Raw genomic sequence first — 20,241 nt, 5'->3', positions numbered from 1 at the left:
CTTTACAACATATTTTTCCTTCACGAAACTTTGTTATCCCCTTCTTAAAAACCTAAAAAACGTCAACAATGTTTGTATAGACCCACACGAGTTTTGTTTGGTACTCTATTTATAGAAAGAAATTCCTTGTAGAAAGGTGAGTGATTAAAATGGATACTCTTTCTCATAAAGAAGCTGATAAAGGTGCTATTGTTAGCATTATGGCCTACATATTTTTATCCTCTATGAAAATCATCATCAGTTATATTACCCTCTCTAGCGCATTACGTGCTGACGGTTTAAATAACTTAACGGATATCGGTGCTTCTTTAGCGATATTAATTGGTCTAAAAATCTCTCGTAAACCTCGTGATCCAGATCATCCTTATGGGCATTCGCGCGCAGAACAAATTGCATCACTCGTTGCTTCTTTTATTATGGCAACGGTCGGTTTAGAAGTTGTTATTAGTGCCATTCAATCTTTTTTTAATCCGAAACAAGCAGCGCCTAATGTACTTGCTGCATGGGTAGCCTTATTTTCTGCTGTCGTTATGTACTTTGTGTATTTGTATACGAAAAAGATTGCAGCACGAACAAAAAGTAAATCATTAGAAGCCGCTGCAAAGGATAATTTATCAGATGCTCTCGTAAGTATCGGTACAGTAGTAGGTATTGTCGGTTCGCAGTTCCAAATGCCTATTTTAGACCCTATTGCCGCTTTAATTGTCGGCCTTATTATTTGTAAAACTGCATGGGAGATTTTCGTAGAAGCTTCTCATATGTTAACGGATGGAATCGATCCAGATAAGATGGAAGAGTACGCTGGTGCTATTGAACATATTGGTGGGGTGGAAAACATCGTAGACATTCGCGCGCGTATGTACGGGAATCAAACGTACGTTGATATTACAATCGAGGTAGATGCTCGTATGGATGTTGGTGAAAGTCATTGTATTACTGACAACATCGAGGCTATGCTTCGGAAAAAGTTTGGCATTTACCATGCACACATTCATGTTGAACCAATGGAAAAAGAACCTATTATGACATAGGTTCTTTTTTAATGAACGCTTTATGAAATATAACACATAAAACGAGCCAGCTACCGCCAGCTGCCCATCCTGCTAATATGTCAGATGGATAGTGAACGCCAAGATATATTCGGCTAACTGAAATAGATAATACAACAAAGCTCGCTATAAAAATAATCAACAATTTTTTATGCAATGTAATACGTTCTTCTGTAATTGTGACGTATGCAATAAATCCTAAAAAAGCAGTAGCATTCATCGTATGACCGCTCGGAAAACTATATCCAGTTGCCGTAACAAGCTGCGTTACATCCGGTCTTGCTCGTTCGTACCATAGTTTAAGCATACTGTTTAAATAACGAGATCCATAATAATTAATTGTTAGAAGTAATGCGCTAAGCAACTTTTTTCTAACGAGAAAATACATTACAAGAATGATGAGTAACGGAAAATATATTCTTTTGGAACCGATAAAAGACATCCAAGTAAAGTAGGCTGTCAAGTAATCGTTTCGAAAGCTTTGAATAAAATGCGCGACTATATTGTCAAATTTCTCAATACAAGCGGTATGATACGAAAGTGATAATACGACAAAACAAATGAGTAGCGTAAAACTTAACAAGTATAAATGTCGATATCGTTTCACATACATAACCTCACTATGCAAAAAAATGGAGCGGTTGTTTTAGTTTTCCTCTCCATTTCTTTTTTATGCATAGTTTATTAAAAAATATAATTGTTAATTTTTTCTTGCATTGTTGGAATATCTTCATTCGTTACTGTAAAGCGAATCACTTTCTCGTCAAGATCAAGCGCCTCTGCAAATAAACCTGCTAATCCGCGAGATTTTCTGTCTACTTCCATAATAATTTCTAAGCGATCGTAAGCGCTTGGTAAGATTAATAATTCTAGTTCATCTAATTTCCCATAATACTCTCCGGAAACAGGAACAAACTCAAATTCTTGTGCAAACGGAACTTGCTTACGTAATCGATACGGTAATTCTTCACATTCTATATGACGCGCTTTAAAACCTAATTGATTTACACTCTCTAACACACTATTTAATAGTGCATTGGGCAACACTTGAATGTAATCACGATCACTTGGATCTATACTGCGTTTAATATCAAGACCTGTATGCACCCAAACTGTTTTCATTCCAAGTGTAAGCGGCGTTTCAACTGGCATTATAAATGAAAATGGAATTTCTTTTTTTTCATTTGGCTCAACAGAAAAAGGTTCTGTTAAACGAACTCGCTCTAAATCATATGTTGCTGTTACTTTTTTATCATCCACTTCTCGTACATACGACGTCGATAACGTTAAGTAAATGCTTTCAATTTGTTGGTTAACTGAACCACCAGTTATATGAACCTTCCCTATTATCTCTTCTCCAACAATATACTCATCTTTTTCAAGAACTGTATCTACTTTTGCATTACCAATACCAACACTTGCTAAAAACTTTTGAAACATGGAACCTCCATCCTTTCTAAAGCAAAAGCTATATCTTTTTTTAAATCTTGTACATTCTCATAGTACGGCGTTTTTATTTGTAACATTCGCATAAGCATTTCACGGTTATAATTTTCCAAAGTTAATTCGTCATACCATGGTTTTTCATGTTTTTCATTAGATTCATAGCCTGCATATAATAAAAATAACGAGAAATGACCAAGCGCATAAAAATCGCTACGAAAGTGAACTTCTCGCATCAAAGCTTGTTCACCTTCATAAGCTGTAGCTCGTTCATCACCCTCACCCTTCAATTTAGCTAATCCAAAATCAATAATACTAATTTGGTTTTCTTTCATTAATATGTTTGGAATGCGTAAATCTCGGTGAATAATACCTTTACTATGAAACACCGATACAATTTCTAATATTTCATATAAAATTTTTAAAACTTCACGTTCTGTATATGCATGCCCATCTAAGAAAATATAATCTTCGAAATTTTTACCAGGCATATATTCCATCACGAAAAAGCTTTTTTTCTCCCATACGAAATGATCATATAAACTAGGAATTGCATGATGATTTAATGTTTGTAAAATCATTTTCTCTTGTTCAAATGATTTTCTACCAGACTCATACCTTTGTTTACTTTGTCTTAATTGTTTTAAGACTTTATTTCTATTTATTTGTAAATCATTAACGACATATGTAACCCCATAACTGCCCATTCCAATTACTGATTCAATTTTATAACGTTCTGCAACGATTGTATTTTTTCGCAGTGGTCTATCAAATAAAGCTAGTATACGACGCCATTTCATCAGCTACTTGAAAAGAAGCTACGGCTTTTACGTTTTCTTTTATAATGCTGATGCCCATAACCAGATGAACGTCGTTTATAATCGCTACTTGAATAAGAGCGACCTCTATGGCGATAATCACTACTAGAATACGAACGATTTTTTTTCCTACCTAATAAAGAATCAATAATTTTTTTGAACATCCCTTCACCTCTTGAGTAAAATTTTCTTTTAATTATACCAATAATTTCCGACTATAGTTGTGACAAGTTTGTAAAGAGTAAAAAACGACGAGTTAAGCCCGCCGTTACTTTCACTCATCCTCTTCATCAAAAACTTCATCAATCATACATTTCTCTAATAAATACTCGAATGTAATATCTGCGAGATCTTCAATTTCTTCTCGTTTTGGGACGTATCCTCTTTCAATTAGTTGCTCATAAAAAAACTCCGCAATCTCTTCCGTATCAATTACGACCTCAATTTCCTTCATGAGCATCACTCCTTTATTTCTGTTTTATGAAAAAATCTCAAAATTATGTATATGAGATTAGAAAAATAGTTTTTCTTTTTTTATAGGTCATATCCTTTGGACGAGATACATACGATGGTAGTACAAGCTATCAAAAAGGGGGATTTAATTATGGAGTACCAATATGAGGTAGAACAAGAAGTAGGGCAAACAAAAGAAGAGTTCATGCATGAAGATCAATGGGCAGACTCTCTTATTAAATGGCTTTTTATTTTTTTAATAATTGTAGGCATACCTTATACTGCATATGTTGTTGTTCAATTCATTCTCTCTTTCTAGTTAACTATTTTTTCTCTGTCAATTTAACTAAATAATTATGAACAACATCCATAACAATTTTGTATTCTTCATCTTTAAATGTATCGAATAACAATTGATAATCGTTATAAATATCAAGTAATCCATCAATGATTTCTTGACGATTTGTCTTAACACTCACTTTTTTTGAGTTGTTAATTGACTTTAATTTTCCTAAATCTAATTTATTCATACCAGCTTTATCTTGTTTCATTTTCTTCAAAATTGCATTTGCCGTTTGAGCATTAGCAAGTAACGTTAAATCTGATTCATCCGCTTCTAACCATTCACCATCCGTAATTCGTGACAATTCGTATATAGTATCTTCCCATGCGTCATTTTTATATCTCCATACTTCTGTACGAAAACCAACAATACGAAACACATCTTTATCATATCCTGTTACTTGCACGAGATCACCAAATGTGAAATTATAGTTTAATTCAATCCACTCAGTTTCACCTTTTTTCATATCTTGCTCTGAAACGTGCTGCAACGTTTGCTCTACGTAAAACCCATCGTGATTATTGACTTCGTAAACGTAAACTCCATCTAAAACCTTCATATTTGTGATTTTACCAACGGTTCCATATAGCGTAATCACGACTATGTCCCCTACGTTATATTTAGGTTGCTTTTTTCTCGCCATCTATATCTCTCCTTTTTTTGACGTCGTGATTTTGATAACAGTATATGCAACCTACATAAAAACGCTTATCACAGAAGCGTATATTCATAAATTTTTTCAATAAAAAATATCACCGTATAAAAAAATTATTTACAACGTAAAAAAAGCTAGCAAATAGACTAGCTTCACGTCAAAAATTTCATATAGTTCTTATCTCTCTTGTATGTATAAATCCCAAGCTTCATCAAATATAGACATACTTTCTAGCAATCCACTTAACTCTAAGTATGAACTAATTTCATCATAATCTTCAGATTGCTTTGGAAAGCTTAAATCATCATACATTGCTTCTGCTAAATTCGATACTTCATTACTAAATAAAGCTGCACGATGCTTCATCATATAGTGGTAAAATGTCTTTTTCAAAAATATTCCCTGCCTTTCTAACTTGGATACATTATACAAGGCAAAAAAGAAAAAAACCAGCATAAAAGCTGGTTAAAAGTCGAAATAATTTCTTTTTAATAGACGTGGTCTTCCCATTAATTCTTCATATGTTAGTTGTTTTGGTAAATCTTTCGTATAAATTAGAAACAATTGATCTTCTATTTCTTTCACTGTTTGATCTGCTTGATAGTCCATACCACATGAGGAACAAGAAATGCATGGTGTCTCTTGGATTTCAATGGCTTTCGTACCATCTGGTAATTCCCAATATACAGTATTCAAGCTTTCTTTCGCTTCTGTACTGTCACACCACATACAATTCATACTGCATCACCCTCATTTTTTTTGTCGTTTTCTTCTAATTTAGCCATTTGCGATTGATACTTTTTATCTTTAAGTTGATCACGCTTATCACGTTTATCTTTTAGTGATGCATGAGTGTCATTATCTTCATAGTCTTTACGACGGCTCATACGCTGTAAGTCGTCTGGAACAAGGTTAAATTTCTTATCACTCATAAGACCTGCAATACCAACATCTGAACGTTTTTCTTCGTAGTTTGGATAGATTTCTTTAAAGTACCCTTCTGCTCTTCCTGGGATATAACTCTCTGGCTCTGGATACGTTGTAATAACACCTTCAAAGTTACGAAGTACAACTTTATCTGCACTTTGCGAAATTAAATAGTTTGGTTGAAGCGCAATTTTCCCGCCGCCTCCTGGTGCATCTACAACGAATGTTGGAACCGCATAACCAGATGTATGACCGCGTAAACCTTCAATAATTTCAAGACCTTTAGATACTGGTGCACGGAAATGACCAATACCTTCAGATAAGTCACATTGATAAATATAGTATGGACGTACACGGATTTTTACTAAGTCATGCATAAGTTTTTTCATAATTGGAACGCTGTCGTTAATACCAGCTAAAATTACTGCTTGGTTTCCAACTGGAACACCAGCATTCGCTAGCATTTCACATGCTTTTTTCGATTCCTCTGTAATTTCAATAGAAGTATTGAAATGTGTATTTAACCATACTGGATGGTATTTTTTAATAATATTACATAAGTTTTCTGTAATACGCTGCGGGAATACTACCGGCGCTCTCGTTCCGATACGAATAATCTCGACATGCGGAATCTCTCGTAAATTTTTTAATACATATTCTAAAATTTTATCGTTAATAAGAAGACCGTCACCACCAGAAATTAATACATCTCGTACTTGTGGTGTATCACGAATGTAACCAATTGCATCATCTAATTGTTTCTTCGGCACACCCATTCCAATTTGTCCACTAAAACGACGTCGTGTACAGTAACGACAATACATAGAACATTGATTCGTTACTAAGAACAATACGCGGTCTGGATAACGATGTGTTAGCCCTGGAACTGGTGAATCTTCATCTTCATGAAGCGGATCTTCTAAATCATATTTTGTTTTATATAACTCTTCCGAGATCGGTACAGATTGCATCCGAATCGGACAGCGTGGGTCATCAGGATTCATTAGCCAAGCATAGTACGGTGTAATATTTAACGGGATCGTTTTTGTTGAAATTTTAACGCCTTCTTCTTCTTCAGGTATTAAATTAATCACTTTCTTTAAGTCATCCAAAGTTTTGATCGTATTCGTTAATTGCCAAACCCAGTCATTCCATTGCTCTTCAGTAACATCCTTCCACAACTCGATATCCTTCCAGTGACGATTTGGTTTGTATACATCATGTAACATTGCTATTCCCCCTTTTTATACGCTCATCCTTTATATAAGCAATAGTTATGCCAACTTTACATTATTGATAAGTAAATGTATGGAGAACGCTATTACATAAACAAAAAAATATTTGTAAGCACTGTATGAAATCCATACATACTATCATATTCATTACTTTTTATATATGTAAACACGCTTTTATTGGTGCAAACACACAAAAACCGCCAATTATTCGGCGGTTTTGTCGTACTTACTCAATTTATATTGAAGCGTTTGGCGAGGGATACCTAACATTTTTGCAGCTTGTAATATATTCCCTTCCGTTTCAATTAACGCTTGATCTATTAATTCCTTTTCCGTTTGATGAAGTGCTTCTCTAAGTGGCAATATGCTCTTCTTCTTTGGCAGATCCTCTTTCCGAAATGTACGCGGTAAACAATTGGCTGTTAGTGTATCCCCTTCTGCAATAATGACAGCATGTTCGATCGTATGTTTTAGTTCACGAACATTGCCAGGCCATTGATAAGCTTGTAGTCTTTCTTTCGCTTCCTTATCCATTTGAAGTACACCTTTTTTATAACTTTTATTATATTCGTTCAAAAAATAAGACGCTAATAATAATACATCCTCAGTTCTTTCACGTAGCGGCGGAATATATAATGAAAAGACATTTAATCGATAATATAAATCCGTACGAATTTTATTCTCTCTTAAACATACTTCTGGTGGCTGATTCATTGCGGTAATAACGCGAACATCTACTTTTCTCGTCTTATTATCACCAATTCGACGAATTACACCATCTTCTAACACACGTAGCATTTTCGCTTGTAAATCGAGAGGCATTGAATTCAGTTCGTCTAAAAACAATGTCCCACCATCTACAAGTTCAAATAACCCCGCTCGTTCAATTGCCCCGGTATAGCTACCTTTTGTCGTTCCGAACAATAAACTTTCTAATAGCGACTCTGGCAAAGCTGCGCAGTTTTGTGCAATAAATGGCTTGTTCTTCCGTTTAGAATCTTCATGAATCGCTTGTACAAATAACTCTTTCCCTGTTCCTGTTTCCCCATATATTAAAACATTCGCATCAGTTGGCGCTACTTTTTGTGCTAATTCTTTCGTCTGTTTAAATCGAGCATCATCCGTCACGATCGTCTCAAATGCAACATGCTTTTTAATTGCTTTTTTTCTAGATGACCGCTTTATTTTTGACTGCAAATCTACAATTGTATCCGTAAGTTTTTGAACTGTAGAATAGTCCTTTGCAATTTCAACAGCTCCAGCAATATTTCCATCTATAAAAATAGGTAACGTCGTATTTACTGTACAAATGTCTTCCCCATTTAAATTTTGATAATGCTGAACTTGATGAACGATTGGTTTTTTTGTATCTAACACTTTCATTAACGTACTTGTTTCCCTAGATAAAGAAGGAAACGCTTCTAACAAATGTTTTCCTAACACTTTTTCAATTTTTGATCCATCGTGTTTTGCAGCTACAGTATTATAAAAAATTGTAATACCATTTTCATCTACTGCGTGTATAGCCTCATCAATACTGCCCAAAATCGCTTCAATGACTTCTTGTGTCGAAACTGCTAGCAATGTCATCCCCCCTTTTGCCGAAAATCCAGCAATAACATGCCGAATTTCTGGCATACCTATATGCGATTATAAGCATGACGATTCCGTTCTATTTTTTATACCGTACTATTTAGACAAATCTTTCACCCATATATTCATATCTTCCAGCTTATCGAAAATGTAGCAATTGTTCGCCAGTCTTCCTGTATACGTATAACCTAACTGATGAAAAGCCGCATTCATTCCGAAAGAAAGCGATCGAGCAATTGTATAGGAGCAGAAAATCGATTTTTCTTGCAGTTCTTCTTCTAACTTAATTAGTAAACTTTTCATAAACCCATGTTTACGATATTCGGGTAAAGTAGCACAATTCGTTAATTCTGCATTTCCTTCTTTTATATTCATTTCTGCAGAGGCTGTACTAATTATTTTCCCCTCAAATTCATACACATAGTATATTGTATCGTCTTCTTTCATCGTTTGTTTTACATAACTCGCTTCGTTTAAAGGCGTCGGATAAACTTCAAATACTTCTCCAAAGACAGCTGCTAATTCTTCCGCATCCTCTTCTGTCGCTTTTCTTAATAAAAATTTCTCTGGGACTATTTTTTCCTTTACTTCTTTTGCTTTAACACCGCTTAAAATGGTATCTTCCTCAGCCCAATGAATACTATTTCGCCTTTCATCATTAATAAATTTCACGAAGAAGTATGCATCGTGACCTTGAAAATAATGCGGTATTGTTGCTTCCAATAAAAAACCGAAAGAGAGCCATGTAGAAACATGCTCTCCCTTTCCTTTAATAATACATTTAGTGAAAGAATGCTTCTCTGCTAATTCGTCAATTGTTTGGATAATCCTCTCAATATTTCCTGTGTAGTGGTCTACTCGAATACGTTTATTAAAATAGTCTAAAACGCCTTCTACTGTATAGCCATTCGTCTGTTCTCTAAAAGATTCATAGTATTTCATTTTTTCACCTCACACCAATCTAGTAATGTACATGCAATAATTTTTGCGGCAGCTATCATTTTATCAACTTCTATATATTCGTTTGGATAATGTGCTACTTTCGTCTCTCCTGGACCAAATACTATCGTTGGTACGTTAGCGATTTGTGTAAATAAACCTCCATCAGTCCCCCACGGAGATGCTTCAATAATTGGTTTGTTCCCTTCGATTTCAACAAAGTTATGCTCTAGTGTCGTAATTAACTCATGATTTTCTTCTAGTTCACCAGGAACCCACCTCGCTCCAAACCACTCTACTTCTACAGGATTTTCAACAAACCAATTGTCCACATCATTTAATTCAGCGATCCAATTCTCAAACTCTTCTTTTGCTGCCTCTATAGTCTCATTCGGCGCAATACCACATCTTCCTTCTAAATTTAACGAATCAGGAACAGAACTTGGCCAGCTCCCACCTTCAATTTTCCCAATATTAATTGGAATTGGAATCGGGATTCCTTTAAATAACGGGTCTGTAATTCGGTCATTTCTCTTAACTTCCAATTTTCTCAAATGATCTACAACAAACATACTTTTTTCAATTGCACTTACTCCTTCATAACGCGTTCCACCGTGTGCTGCTTTGCCTTTCACATGTAGACGAAACCACATGGACCCTTGTTGTTTCGGGAAAAACTTCATATTTGTCGGTTCTGGAATAATAACACCATCTGCTTTATATCCTCGTAATATAGTCGCTAATGTTCCTGCCCCGCCGCTTTCTTCTTCAATTACACTTTGAAAATAAATATCTCCTTTTAATTCAATACCAGATTCAATAATGGCTTCCATCGCAAGCATCAGTGCGACATTGCCGCCTTTCATATCCGTTGTTCCACGACCATATATACGATTCCCTATTTGCTCACCACTATAAGGGTGATGGTCCCACTGATTCACATCTCCTTCTGGTACGACATCAATATGTCCATTTAATATCATAGATTTCCCGTCGCCACTTCCTTTTAAAGTTGCCACTATGTTCGGGCTATCCGAAAAACTTGTACGCGGTGATACAAAATAAGGATGATCTTTCATTTTAGAAAATGAAGGTTCCCAAATATCAAGATCTAAACCTAGCTCACGTAATTTTTCAATTACAATTGCCTGCGCACCACTTTCATCACCAGATACGCTTTTTTCTTGAATTAATCGTTTTAAAAATTTTACGCTTTCCTCTTCATGACTCTCGATATAATCACAAATTTTCTTTTTTAATTGCTCCATATATTACATCTCCCCTCATTCGATTACTAGTAAGTTAGAGCCAATTTTAAAATCAGCTTCTGTATGTTGTTTTATATCTTCCACTGTGTATGGACTCATTAATTCTTGTAAAACGAGTCCATCCTGCGTCACTTCCATAACTGCCATATCCGTAATAATTAAATCTACACATTTCTTTGAAGTTAATGGTAATGTACACTCCGAAACAATTTTTGCATTTCCGTATTTATCGACATGATTCATCACAACAACGACCCGCTTCGCTTTTTGTGCCAAATCCATCGCTCCCCCAATACCTGGAACGCGTTTTCCTGGTACAATCCAGTTCGCTAAATCACCATTCTCACTTACTTGTAATGAACCAAGAATCGTTATGTCTAATAAACCTTTTCGAATCATCCCAAACGCTGTGCAACTATCAAAATAACTCGCTCCTGTAATAAGAGAAGTCGGTAAACCTGCTGCATTACATAAATTTTCGTCTTCATTCCCTTTTCTTGGCGTAGGTCCCATACCTACAATTCCATTTTCCGCATGAAACATAACGTTTATATCGTCAGAAAGATGATTCGGTACAAGCGATGGTATACCAATACCTAAATTTACAATCATACCATTTTGTATTTCTTTTGCCGCGCGCCTAGCAATCTTATCTCTCACTTCTACGCCCATACCCATTTCCAATTCACTCCTTCCGACGGTACGATATAATTTACAAATACTCCTGGGACAACAATTTCTTCTGGATCTAAACTTCCAAGTGGAACGATTTCTTCTGCTTCTACAATTGTTATATCCCCTGCCATAGCAACGTGAGGATTCATATTTCGAGCACTTTTATCAAACACAAGATTACCAAACGGATCCGCTTTTTTTGCATATACAATTGCAACCTCAGCAGTTAATGCTGTTTCAACTAAATATGTCTTGCCATTCATTTCAACTGTACGTTTTCCCTCTTCTACAATCGTATCAACACCTACATCAACTAATACACCTCCAAGTCCTACACCACCAGCGCGAATACGCTCTGCTAATGTTCCTTGAGGAGAAAACTCGATTTGTAACCTTCCTTCGTTGAGCTGTCTTCCTGCATTTGGATTTGAACCAATATGTGAAGTAATTAATGATTTTACTCTTTCATTCGTAACAAGACGACCGATTCCTACATCAGGAAATCCCGTGTCATTTCCTATTAAATTTAAATTTGTAACTCCTTTTTCTAAAATCGCCTGTATTAAAGATGGGGGAGATCCGATCCCCCCAAATCCTCCAAACATTAATGTCATATCATCGTGGAACAAAGAAATTACTTCCTCTATCTCTTTTAATTTATCGAATGTATTCGTAATAGTTGTCATGCGATACTATGCCCTCCTTTTTGCATCATTTCTTCTACACTTTTTGCAAAAATCGAAAGTAATTCATCTAACTCGGAATATGTAGTTGTCATCGGCGGTGCTACAAGCAGTGCACTATCTTCTTTTCCTGCTTGCCCTGAAACAGCTTGGTATAAAAGAAGACCATTTTTAGCTGCAACCGAAATAAGTTCCGACGCTTTTGTAAACGGTTGCAATTCTACTCCAATCAGCAACCCTTTTCCGCGCACATCAGCAATGATTGTCGATTGTTGCTGAACTTTCTGTAGTCCTTTTATTAAATACTCTCCCTTTTCTGCAGTTTTTTCAGGTAGATTATGTTTCTCCATATATTCAATAACAGCTAGAGCTGTTGCTGCAGATAATGGATTTGCACTTAACGTATGCCCACTCATTACAGAACGCGATCCACGTAAAATTGGCTCCATAACACGGTCACTTACAATCGTCGCTGCCATCGGTGTATATCCAGCTCCTAAACCTTTACCAAGAGTCATAATATCCGGTTCTACCCCCCAATGCTCCATCGCAAACCATGCGCCAGTACGACCAAGCCCTGTCATTACTTCATCAGCAATAAATAAAATATCGTAATGACTACAAATATCTTTAATGACTTTATAATATTCTTTCGGCGGAACGACTGCGCCTCCAGCTGCTCCGATAATCGGTTCAGCGATAAAAGCTGCGATATGTTCTGCACCAATTCTTTCAATTGATCTTTCTAGTTCAGTCGCGCAAGCAAGCTGACAAGTTGGATATACCTTTTGCACTGGACATCTAAAACAATATGGAGCTGGAATAGTTGGATAATCTTCTAAAATTGACACGAAACGTTGTCTGCGCAGTGGATGCCCAGACATTGATAAGGCTCCCATCGTAATACCGTGATAACTCATCCATCGTGACAAAATTTTATGCTTCCCTTGAATACCTCGCTCTTGAAAATGCTGGATTGCAATTTTCATAGCTGTTTCATTTGCTTCCGTACCACTATTCACAAAAAAGCTCCAGTTCAAATCTCCTACACTTAAATCGCTTAATTTCTTCGCTAATTTTTCAGCTGGTTCACTCGTAAACTGTGATCTATAAACGAAAGCAATCTCCTCTGCTTGCTTTTTTATAACATCTGCAATCTCCTTTACGCCATGCCCAATACCTGCCGTAATTGCCCCTGACGAGCCATCAAAATATTTATTTCCGTTTTGATCATACAAATACACACCTTTTCCATGTGAAATCATTGGATACGGCTGACCAACAAGTGGTTTAATTAAGTAATCGCGCATAGCGCTCCCCCATTTCTCCAATTTGTATATATATATGAAGAAAATTGACGTTTCTTTCATAAAAAAGAACCCTCTGCGAAAGCAGTGATTTTATCAAAAAACTATTATAAAATATACAAATGAGTGCTAAATATTAATTCGAAAAACAGAAAATTCAGAACTTAAAAACGAAGACCAACCCTTATCTATACGCTCAAATAACCCTCCTTTATATAAAATAAACGCTTCACTACATACTTTCTCAACATAATATCAGCTGCCCTCAATTGCCGACATTGTGTAAACTTCGACGAAACTCCCTTTAAACTCCTTCCTATTCTCCTACTTTATATTGCATATTTTCAAACAAATATCGACAATTAATCCCACTAAATGCATAGCAATTATTTTTATAGAAACCAATATTTCACATACATTCTCCTCCGTTTTATACAATAAAAAAAGAACCGATTAACCACATTAATCAGTTCGGCACGACGCTCTTTTATCGGTTAATACTGCCACTTGCTAACGTAAATAGAAAAAATAATGTTACAAATTCAAAATTCATCCTACATCCTAAAGCACAAAATCGTCCATAACGCCATTCATAATTCCTTTTGGGATATCCCCATCCCAATATTTCATTCCTTTCCTTATATTTGAACTACCTTTCCTTTATAATTTATGTAGGACAATTATCACTTTGTATGTGTATTTGCCCATTATTAAAAAAATCCCTAGTTTCCTAAGGATTTTTGGACATGTTTTCGATATGTTACTTCATACGCTCTTAAGGTTTTTTATTTCGAAATATACATTGTAATCGGTACATCATCACCCAACATAGATGATATATTGCTGTTTACTCTAGAAAATTATAAGGCACTTTCACCTAAAATACACTTATCCATAAGCAATACTCTTTATTAATTTTTAAGTTTTCTCCTTCAAAAAACAATTTTCTCGCATAACTTCTTTCTTGTTAAGCATATAGTTTTAATGATGACAAAGGAGGAATGTTCATGTCTCAATCTGAAATTGAAAAATATGGACAAGAAGCTGCACGTTACGAACAGCTCGCTCGTTACTATCAATTTAATAATCCGAAAAAATATGTAGAACTATATATGAAATATTACGATGCGCTTACGAAACTTGTACAGGCGTATGAAAAAAGAGATTCACAAGAAGCTGCTTTACCGTCACACATACGTTTTTTTCACTCTGCTTCAAATACACCTGCGGTTGACATTTTAGTAAACGGGCAAAAGGTTATTAAAAATATTTCTTTCAAACAATTTAGTCCCTATTTAACATTAGTGCAAGGTAAATACCGTATAGATATTGTCCCAGTTGGAAATGAAACTCCCATCTTTTCAGCTTTAGTACCAATAATGGGGAATCACACTTATACTTTTGCTGCAATAAATAGTGACAATCATCTACAATTACAACCTATGCTTGATAATACACATTTACCAGCTGGTCAAGCAAAAATGCGTTTTGCACATTTTTCTCCAGATACCCCTGTTGTAAATGTAGATTTAAAAGGTGGAGATCATTTATTTGAAAATGTACTCTTTAAACAAATAACAGATTTTTTAGAAGTTAGTCCTGGTACAGCAGATATTGAAGTTTCACTCGCCGATAATCCCAGCGTCTTACTAACTATACCGAATTTCAAAGTCGAACCGAACATCATATATACAATTTCACTTTTAGGTTATTCAGCGAAAGATCCTAAATTAGAAGCCGTTATACTTACAAATTAAAACAGTCTACACCATTCATTTGGTGTAGACTGTTTATTTTTGAAATACAATTTGAAATTCTGTCCATTCGTTATCTGAACGGCACATGATGGACCCATTATGTTTTTCTACAATTTGTTTACATACAAATAATCCAATACCAGTTCCTAACTTTTTAGTAGTTACAAATGGTTCAAAAATCGTTTCTACACTTTCAGCTGGAATCATTGGCCCATTATTTTTTATCACAATTCGAATCGATTGATCTTCTTCAAATACATCAATGATAATTTTCCGTTCTTCTTTCATTGATTCTAGAGCGTCAATTGAGTTCATTAATATATTTAAAAATACTTGTCTCACTTCACTCCGATAGCCAACAAGTGGAATTTGATACGGTAAATTCTTTTCAATCGAAACATTTGCATTGACCAAACTCGGATATAAGAACTGTATAATATCTTGAAACAAATCGTTAAGCCAAAATCGTTCTGATTCATTCCACATTTCTTTTTTCGATACGAGTAAAAATTGCGAAATACGAAAATTTAACTGGTCTAATTCATGCGAAATAATATCTAAATACGATAAACTTGGATGATCTGCTTTTAATAATTTAACAAATCCCATAATTGAAGTGAGTGGGTTACGGAATTCATGTACAAAACTTGCTGACATTTGCCCTAAAATCGTCAGCCTTTCTTTATGTGTTTCGTTAATATATTGCTGTTTTTCCTCTAAATTTTTTGATATAATTTCCGAGTATTTTAAAACAGTATAATAAATTAATTTATCAAAACAAGTATGTATTTGGGCCATAATCGGTTTCAATTCACGTGCGCTAACATCTAATTCACACATCGCTTCGAAAAGTTCATTTCTTCCCACATTTGCATTATAAACAAAATCTCCAATATTCGCATCTGCCCCTGCACGTTCAATAGCAATTTTCTCGCATAATGGCTGAAGATAATCTATATCTTTTTCTTCCATAGTAAGTTCGATAATTAACTCTAATAAATCCTCTCCATTTTGAACTGCTTCTAGTTTATATGGATCTTTATCGGAAATTATCATTTTGTTTTTCCAGTTCTCAACGAATTGGTGCCTGTTGTTTTTCAAGTGCGAACAAAATACTTCTTTAATATCCTTATCGATTGGAAAAACCCCCATTCCCTCCATTTCCATGCGACGAATACCCTTTATATTTTGAATATTAACACAAAAAATGCGATTCGTTAATAGATTATTGTCACATTTTGTTAATATGTGTTGATAAAATTTTTAATGTCTTTATTAAAAGTTTAAATTGATACATTCCATTTTCCTTCCTTTCATTCAAATTTTTTTACATTCGATGCGACTTTTTTTGCATCCTGCTTCATTCTTTCGTACAATAGAAAATGAAAGGTGTGAAAAATATGGTAAATAAAAATGTGGAAGATTATCTCCAAGAAGGCATTTACGGCCAAAAGCAGAACAAACCAGAAGAACGTAATATGTATTTAACTACATTACGTGAGCGTGTAGAAATCGCTTTAACTATCGGTCAAGTAATGCAAAGTAATGTATATTCTGAAGTAGCTAGTAGCATGCGCTCTTCTCAATCATTACAAATATTCCTAAATGGTGGCATTGCTTACCCACATTTATCAAAATACATTAAATTAGCAAATGAAAAAAATGTTCCTTTTACAATTGTTCAAAATAAAGGCATAGAAACACCAATCGGTTTAGTATTATCTCATAGCACCGCTATTGACAAAGAACAAATTTATGTAGAAGATGCTATTTTCAAACAAGAAATGAAATAAAAGGTACACTTGATTAAATGAAATCGTTCTGAAAAACGTAAAACAAACAATAAAAAACGAGTATGGAATCGTAAACATTTCCTTCTCGTTTTTTATTGTTTTGTTTAAGCTTAATCTACTTTATTTTTTAATACACACTAATTTCATTTCTGTCATTTCTTCTATTGCATATTTAATTCCTTCACGCCCCGTACCGCTTTCTTTCACACCACCGTAAGGCATATGATCTACCCTAAACGTTGGAATATCATTTATCATGACACCACCAACTTCAAGCTCATCAATTGCACGCATTGCTTTAAACAAATTATTTGTAAACACACCTGCTTGTAGGCCGTAACGTGAATGATTTACTTGCTCTATCGCTTCATCAAATTCTTTAAATGTATTTACTGTCATGAGTGGACCAAATACTTCTTGGCACTGAACAGATACATACTCTGGAACATTTGTTAATACAGTTGGTTCAAAAATCCTTGCATCACGTTTCTTACCACCGTATAAAACAGCTGCCCCTTCCTTAATAGCTTCTTGCACCCACATTTCTATTCGCTCTACATCTTTTTTCGAAATTAAAGCCGATACATCCGTTTCTTCCAGCAATGGATCCCCAACAACAACTGTTTCCATCGCTTTCTTTAGCTTTGAAAGAAATTCATCCATTCTCTTTTCATGTACAAAAACACGTTGTACCGAAATACAAACTTGTCCATTGTTTACAAATGCTCCCCATTTTACACGTTCAATTAATTCATCTGCTAATTCTACATCTTCATCAATAATTACAGCAGCATTTGATCCTAGTTCCAATGTAACTCGCTTTAACCCAGCCTTTGCCTTAATTCCAATTCCAACTTTCGGACTTCCCGTAAAAGTAATGGAAGCAACATCATCATTTGTAACTATCGCCTCACCTACAGTTGAACCGGGACCAGAAATAATATTTAAAGCTCCTTTTGGCAATCCTGCCTCTTCAAATAATTCAACTAATGCGTAAGACGATAATGGCGTTTGATCAGCTGGTTTTAACACAACTGTGTTTCCGGCAGCAATTGCAGGGCCGACTTTATGCGCCACTAAATTTAATGGGAAATTAAATGGTGTAATAGCTCCTATAACCCCAATCGGTTTACGTATTGTGTATGCAATACGCCCATCTGCACCAGGTGCTGCATCAAGTGGCAGTGTCTCACCGTATATACGCTTCGCTTCTTCCGCTGCAAATTTGTATGTCTGAACGGTACGATCTACTTCTCCCCTCGCAGCACGAATTGGTTTTGCAGCCTCTTTTGCAATAATCTCTGCAAATTCTTCTCTTCTTTCATCCATTTTTTGTGCAACCTTCTCTAAAATAGTCGCACGATCATATGCAGATAATGTATTCATTTTTTTCATTGCATTTTTTGCAGCAGTAACAGCCTCTTGTACATCTTCTTCCGTTCCTTGTGCAATTTCCGCTAACGTTTCTTCAGAATATGGTGCGTATAATGGTTTATAAGTGTTTACAGGCTTCCAATCTCCATTTATATATAAATGCTTTTTCATAATTCTTCCCCTTCCAAATATATGTTTACAACAATATTTCACCTAGTGAAAGGTCTGACTTATGTCATTGTATCATAGCACTTATTCTGCCAAAAACATTATGCTCAAAAAAACCCTGCCATATAGCAGAGTCTACGAACTAATTTGTTCTTGAAATGGAATTTGTTTTTCATCTTCTAAAATAACAATTGATTCTACAGTTTTTGTTACTTCTAATCTCTTTATATAGTGTCCATCTAATTCTTTTACACAAAACTTATAATTTTCAATTTCAATGAAATCCTCTTCAGCAATTTCTATATTCTTCGTTAAAATCCAACCACCAATTGTATCAACACCATTATCATCAATCGTTAAACCTAATAACGTATTCACTTCACTAACAAGCACTTTTCCCTCTAGTATTGTTTTCGTTTCACTAACTTTTTGAATTTCTGGCTGTTCATCCGTATCAAACTCATCTTGAATATCTCCCACTATTTCTTCTAAAATGTCTTCAACTGTAACAAGTCCAGACGTACCACCATATTCATCTATCAATATAGCAATATGTGTTCTTTCTTTTTGCATTTTTAAAAATAAGTCGTGTATTGGGATAGAGTCGATAACTAAAATGATTGGCCTAATATATTGCTCTACTTTCTTATTACTTACTGCATTATGCTGCACAAAATCTGTGAAAATATCTTTAAAGTTTACAAAGCCTATTACGTGATCTTTGTCCCCATCTACAACTGGATATCTCGTATATTTTTCCCGAGACATTTTTTGCAAAGCTTCTTCAGCAGGCATTTCTTTACTTATAATATGCATCTCAGTTCGGGGTACCATTATTTCTTTCGCTATACGATCATCAAATTCAAAAATTTTATTTACATATTTATATTCAGACTGATTAATCTCTCCATTTTTGTAACTTTCTGAAACTAATAACCGTAATTCTTCTTCTGAATGAACCTCATCGTGCCCTTTCGGTGGTTTCAGCCCTAACAACTTCGTAATAATGCGGGCTGATCCATTTAATAGCCAAATAAATGGAAACGCCATACGATAAAAGAAAATTAATGGTTTAGCAACAAACAAACTCACTTGTTCAGCTTTTTGAATCGCGAATGTTTTTGGGGCCAATTCCCCTATTACAACATGTAAAAATGTAATAAACAAAAACACTAAAATTACAGCAAACATGTCTGCTAGTTGAGTAGAAATGTTCAAATTTGCAAAAAGCGTGTCAAACATTTGCTTTAACGCCGGTTTACCAAACCACCCAATCCCCAGAGCTGTAACTGTTATTCCTAGCTGACAAGCAGATAAATATTCGTCTAAGTTTGTAATGACTGTTTTGACAGATGTTGCGCGATTATTTCCTTCTGCAATTAAATAGTCAATTCGTGAACTTCGCACTTTAACAATTGCAAATTCTGCTGCAACGAAAAATGCCGTTAAGGCAATTAAAACAATCACTATACTTATACTATATATGTCCAAATACTTCTCCTTACTTACATTGTAAGCAAGGAAGCCACCTCCTACTTAATTTTATTCAAGTGAAGTAAGCATTCTAATACTCTAACAAAATTCTACATTAGCAACCACCTTTTTATATATTATATGCATACATAAAAAAGATATTTATCATTATGATAATCTAATTCATTTCCCTTAGTCAAATAGTTCTAAATCTTAAGATAAAACATTTTATATAAACGATATATTCTTCACAGCTTCATTTCGTGAAAAAACACTTTCTTTGCCGAT

At 34.9% G+C, this 20,241-nt stretch carries 22 protein-coding genes; 4 read left to right on the top strand and 18 right to left on the bottom strand.

Annotation, left to right across the window (positions count from 1 at the left end):
• The first annotated feature begins 149 nt into the window (after positions 1–149).
• Positions 150–1,031 (top strand): cation diffusion facilitator family transporter, encoded by an 882-nt coding sequence (locus MKX31_RS09435; RefSeq protein WP_000380378.1) that lies wholly within the window; start codon positions 150–152, stop codon positions 1,029–1,031.
• Here MKX31_RS09435 and MKX31_RS09430 read toward each other — a convergent pair.
• The 5 genes from MKX31_RS09430 to MKX31_RS09410 all read right to left on the bottom strand — a co-directional run bounded on the left by MKX31_RS09430 (position 1,021) and on the right by MKX31_RS09410 (position 3,764).
• On the bottom strand, positions 1,021–1,656 hold the full coding sequence (locus tag MKX31_RS09430; protein WP_064477325.1) for a phosphatase PAP2 family protein: 636 nt from the start codon (positions 1,654–1,656) through the stop codon (positions 1,021–1,023). The two genes, MKX31_RS09435 and MKX31_RS09430, sit on opposite strands and share 11 nt — an antisense overlap.
• Before the next feature lie 77 nt (positions 1,657–1,733).
• Positions 1,734–2,489 (bottom strand): sporulation protein, encoded by a 756-nt coding sequence (locus tag MKX31_RS09425; RefSeq protein WP_340980683.1) that lies wholly within the window; start codon positions 2,487–2,489, stop codon positions 1,734–1,736.
• On the bottom strand, positions 2,471–3,292 hold the full coding sequence (locus MKX31_RS09420) for a serine/threonine protein kinase (protein WP_064477327.1): 822 nt from the start codon (positions 3,290–3,292) through the stop codon (positions 2,471–2,473). Before MKX31_RS09420 ends, MKX31_RS09425 begins: the two co-directional genes overlap by 19 nt.
• Positions 3,292–3,474, bottom strand: coding sequence for a hypothetical protein (locus MKX31_RS09415; protein WP_000473373.1), 183 nt, complete (start codon positions 3,472–3,474; stop codon positions 3,292–3,294). Before MKX31_RS09415 ends, MKX31_RS09420 begins: the two co-directional genes overlap by 1 nt.
• A 110-nt stretch (positions 3,475–3,584) precedes the next feature.
• A complete protein-coding gene (locus MKX31_RS09410) occupies positions 3,585–3,764 on the bottom strand; it encodes a YozD family protein (protein ID WP_000658451.1) in 180 nt (59 codons plus the stop codon).
• Between the two features lie 150 nt (positions 3,765–3,914).
• Between MKX31_RS09410 and MKX31_RS09405 the strand changes: the two genes are divergently transcribed.
• Entirely contained in the window at positions 3,915–4,082 is a 168-nt protein-coding gene (locus tag MKX31_RS09405; RefSeq protein WP_000456535.1) for a DUF3930 family protein, read from the top strand.
• A 4-nt stretch (positions 4,083–4,086) separates the two neighbouring features.
• On the opposite strand, the gene MKX31_RS09400 is transcribed toward MKX31_RS09405, so the two are convergent.
• The 10 genes from MKX31_RS09400 to MKX31_RS09355 form a co-directional block, all read right to left on the bottom strand.
• Positions 4,087–4,749: a hypothetical protein gene (locus MKX31_RS09400; RefSeq protein ID WP_000101496.1), complete on the bottom strand. Its 663-nt coding sequence runs from the start codon at positions 4,747–4,749 to the stop codon at positions 4,087–4,089.
• Between the two features lie 189 nt (positions 4,750–4,938).
• Positions 4,939–5,154, bottom strand: a complete 216-nt coding sequence (locus tag MKX31_RS09395; RefSeq protein WP_000750728.1) for a YozE family protein — start codon at positions 5,152–5,154, stop codon at positions 4,939–4,941.
• Between the two features lie 72 nt (positions 5,155–5,226).
• The gene (locus tag MKX31_RS09390) at positions 5,227–5,499 is read right to left on the bottom strand and encodes a YokU family protein (protein ID WP_000995761.1); all 273 of its coding nucleotides are present in this window, start codon (positions 5,497–5,499) and stop codon (positions 5,227–5,229) included.
• Positions 5,496–6,917: a lysine 2,3-aminomutase gene (gene ablA / locus MKX31_RS09385; RefSeq protein WP_000902134.1), complete on the bottom strand. Its 1,422-nt coding sequence runs from the start codon at positions 6,915–6,917 to the stop codon at positions 5,496–5,498. Before ablA ends, MKX31_RS09390 begins: the two co-directional genes overlap by 4 nt.
• 210 nt (positions 6,918–7,127) lie before the next feature.
• The gene (rocR, locus tag MKX31_RS09380; protein WP_087980322.1) at positions 7,128–8,513 is read right to left on the bottom strand and encodes an arginine utilization transcriptional regulator RocR; all 1,386 of its coding nucleotides are present in this window, start codon (positions 8,511–8,513) and stop codon (positions 7,128–7,130) included.
• 99 nt (positions 8,514–8,612) lie between these two features.
• A complete protein-coding gene (gene ablB / locus MKX31_RS09375; RefSeq protein ID WP_064477329.1) occupies positions 8,613–9,458 on the bottom strand; it encodes a putative beta-lysine N-acetyltransferase in 846 nt (281 codons plus the stop codon).
• Entirely contained in the window at positions 9,455–10,723 is a 1,269-nt protein-coding gene (locus MKX31_RS09370; protein ID WP_064477330.1) for a peptidase, read from the bottom strand. The genes ablB and MKX31_RS09370 overlap by 4 nt, the downstream gene beginning before the upstream one ends.
• Positions 10,724–10,738: 15 nt before the next feature.
• Positions 10,739–11,401: a CoA transferase subunit B gene (locus tag MKX31_RS09365; RefSeq protein WP_064477331.1), complete on the bottom strand. Its 663-nt coding sequence runs from the start codon at positions 11,399–11,401 to the stop codon at positions 10,739–10,741.
• Positions 11,386–12,084 carry an acetate CoA-transferase subunit alpha gene (gene atoD, locus MKX31_RS09360; protein WP_000208097.1) on the bottom strand — a complete coding sequence of 233 codons (699 nt, stop codon included), beginning with the start codon at positions 12,082–12,084 and terminating at the stop codon, positions 11,386–11,388. Before atoD ends, MKX31_RS09365 begins: the two co-directional genes overlap by 16 nt.
• Entirely contained in the window at positions 12,081–13,391 is a 1,311-nt protein-coding gene (locus MKX31_RS09355; protein WP_001205889.1) for an aspartate aminotransferase family protein, read from the bottom strand. The genes atoD and MKX31_RS09355 overlap by 4 nt, the downstream gene beginning before the upstream one ends.
• A gap of 1,004 nt (positions 13,392–14,395) precedes the next feature.
• On the opposite strand from MKX31_RS09355, the gene MKX31_RS09350 reads away from it, so the two are divergent.
• Positions 14,396–15,145: a DUF4397 domain-containing protein gene (locus MKX31_RS09350; RefSeq protein ID WP_064477332.1), complete on the top strand. Its 750-nt coding sequence runs from the start codon at positions 14,396–14,398 to the stop codon at positions 15,143–15,145.
• A 33-nt stretch (positions 15,146–15,178) separates the two neighbouring features.
• Here the strand turns inward: MKX31_RS09350 and MKX31_RS09345 are convergent, their stop codons facing one another.
• Positions 15,179–16,312, bottom strand: a complete 1,134-nt coding sequence (locus MKX31_RS09345; RefSeq protein WP_081257457.1) for a BA2291 family sporulation histidine kinase — start codon at positions 16,310–16,312, stop codon at positions 15,179–15,181.
• Between the two features lie 233 nt (positions 16,313–16,545).
• Here MKX31_RS09345 and MKX31_RS09340 point away from each other — a divergent pair, with 233 nt between their 5' ends.
• Complete coding sequence (locus MKX31_RS09340; protein WP_064477333.1) at positions 16,546–16,938, top strand: YueI family protein; 393 nt, start codon at positions 16,546–16,548, stop codon at positions 16,936–16,938.
• Positions 16,939–17,058: 120 nt separating this feature from the next.
• Here MKX31_RS09340 and MKX31_RS09335 read toward each other — a convergent pair whose 3' ends face one another.
• Positions 17,059–18,483 carry an aldehyde dehydrogenase family protein gene (locus MKX31_RS09335; RefSeq protein ID WP_064477334.1) on the bottom strand — a complete coding sequence of 475 codons (1,425 nt, stop codon included), beginning with the start codon at positions 18,481–18,483 and terminating at the stop codon, positions 17,059–17,061.
• Positions 18,484–18,615: 132 nt separating this feature from the next.
• Positions 18,616–19,971: a hemolysin family protein gene (locus tag MKX31_RS09330; RefSeq protein WP_064477335.1), complete on the bottom strand. Its 1,356-nt coding sequence runs from the start codon at positions 19,969–19,971 to the stop codon at positions 18,616–18,618.
• Positions 19,972–20,241 lie beyond the last annotated feature (270 nt).

Source organism: Bacillus sp. FSL M8-0063 (assembly GCF_038005545.1).
Lineage (GTDB): Bacteria > Bacillota > Bacilli > Bacillales > Bacillaceae_G > Bacillus_A > Bacillus_A wiedmannii.
Note: the sequence above shows the minus strand (reverse complement) of the source record. Positions and strands in the feature narration are given on the sequence as shown.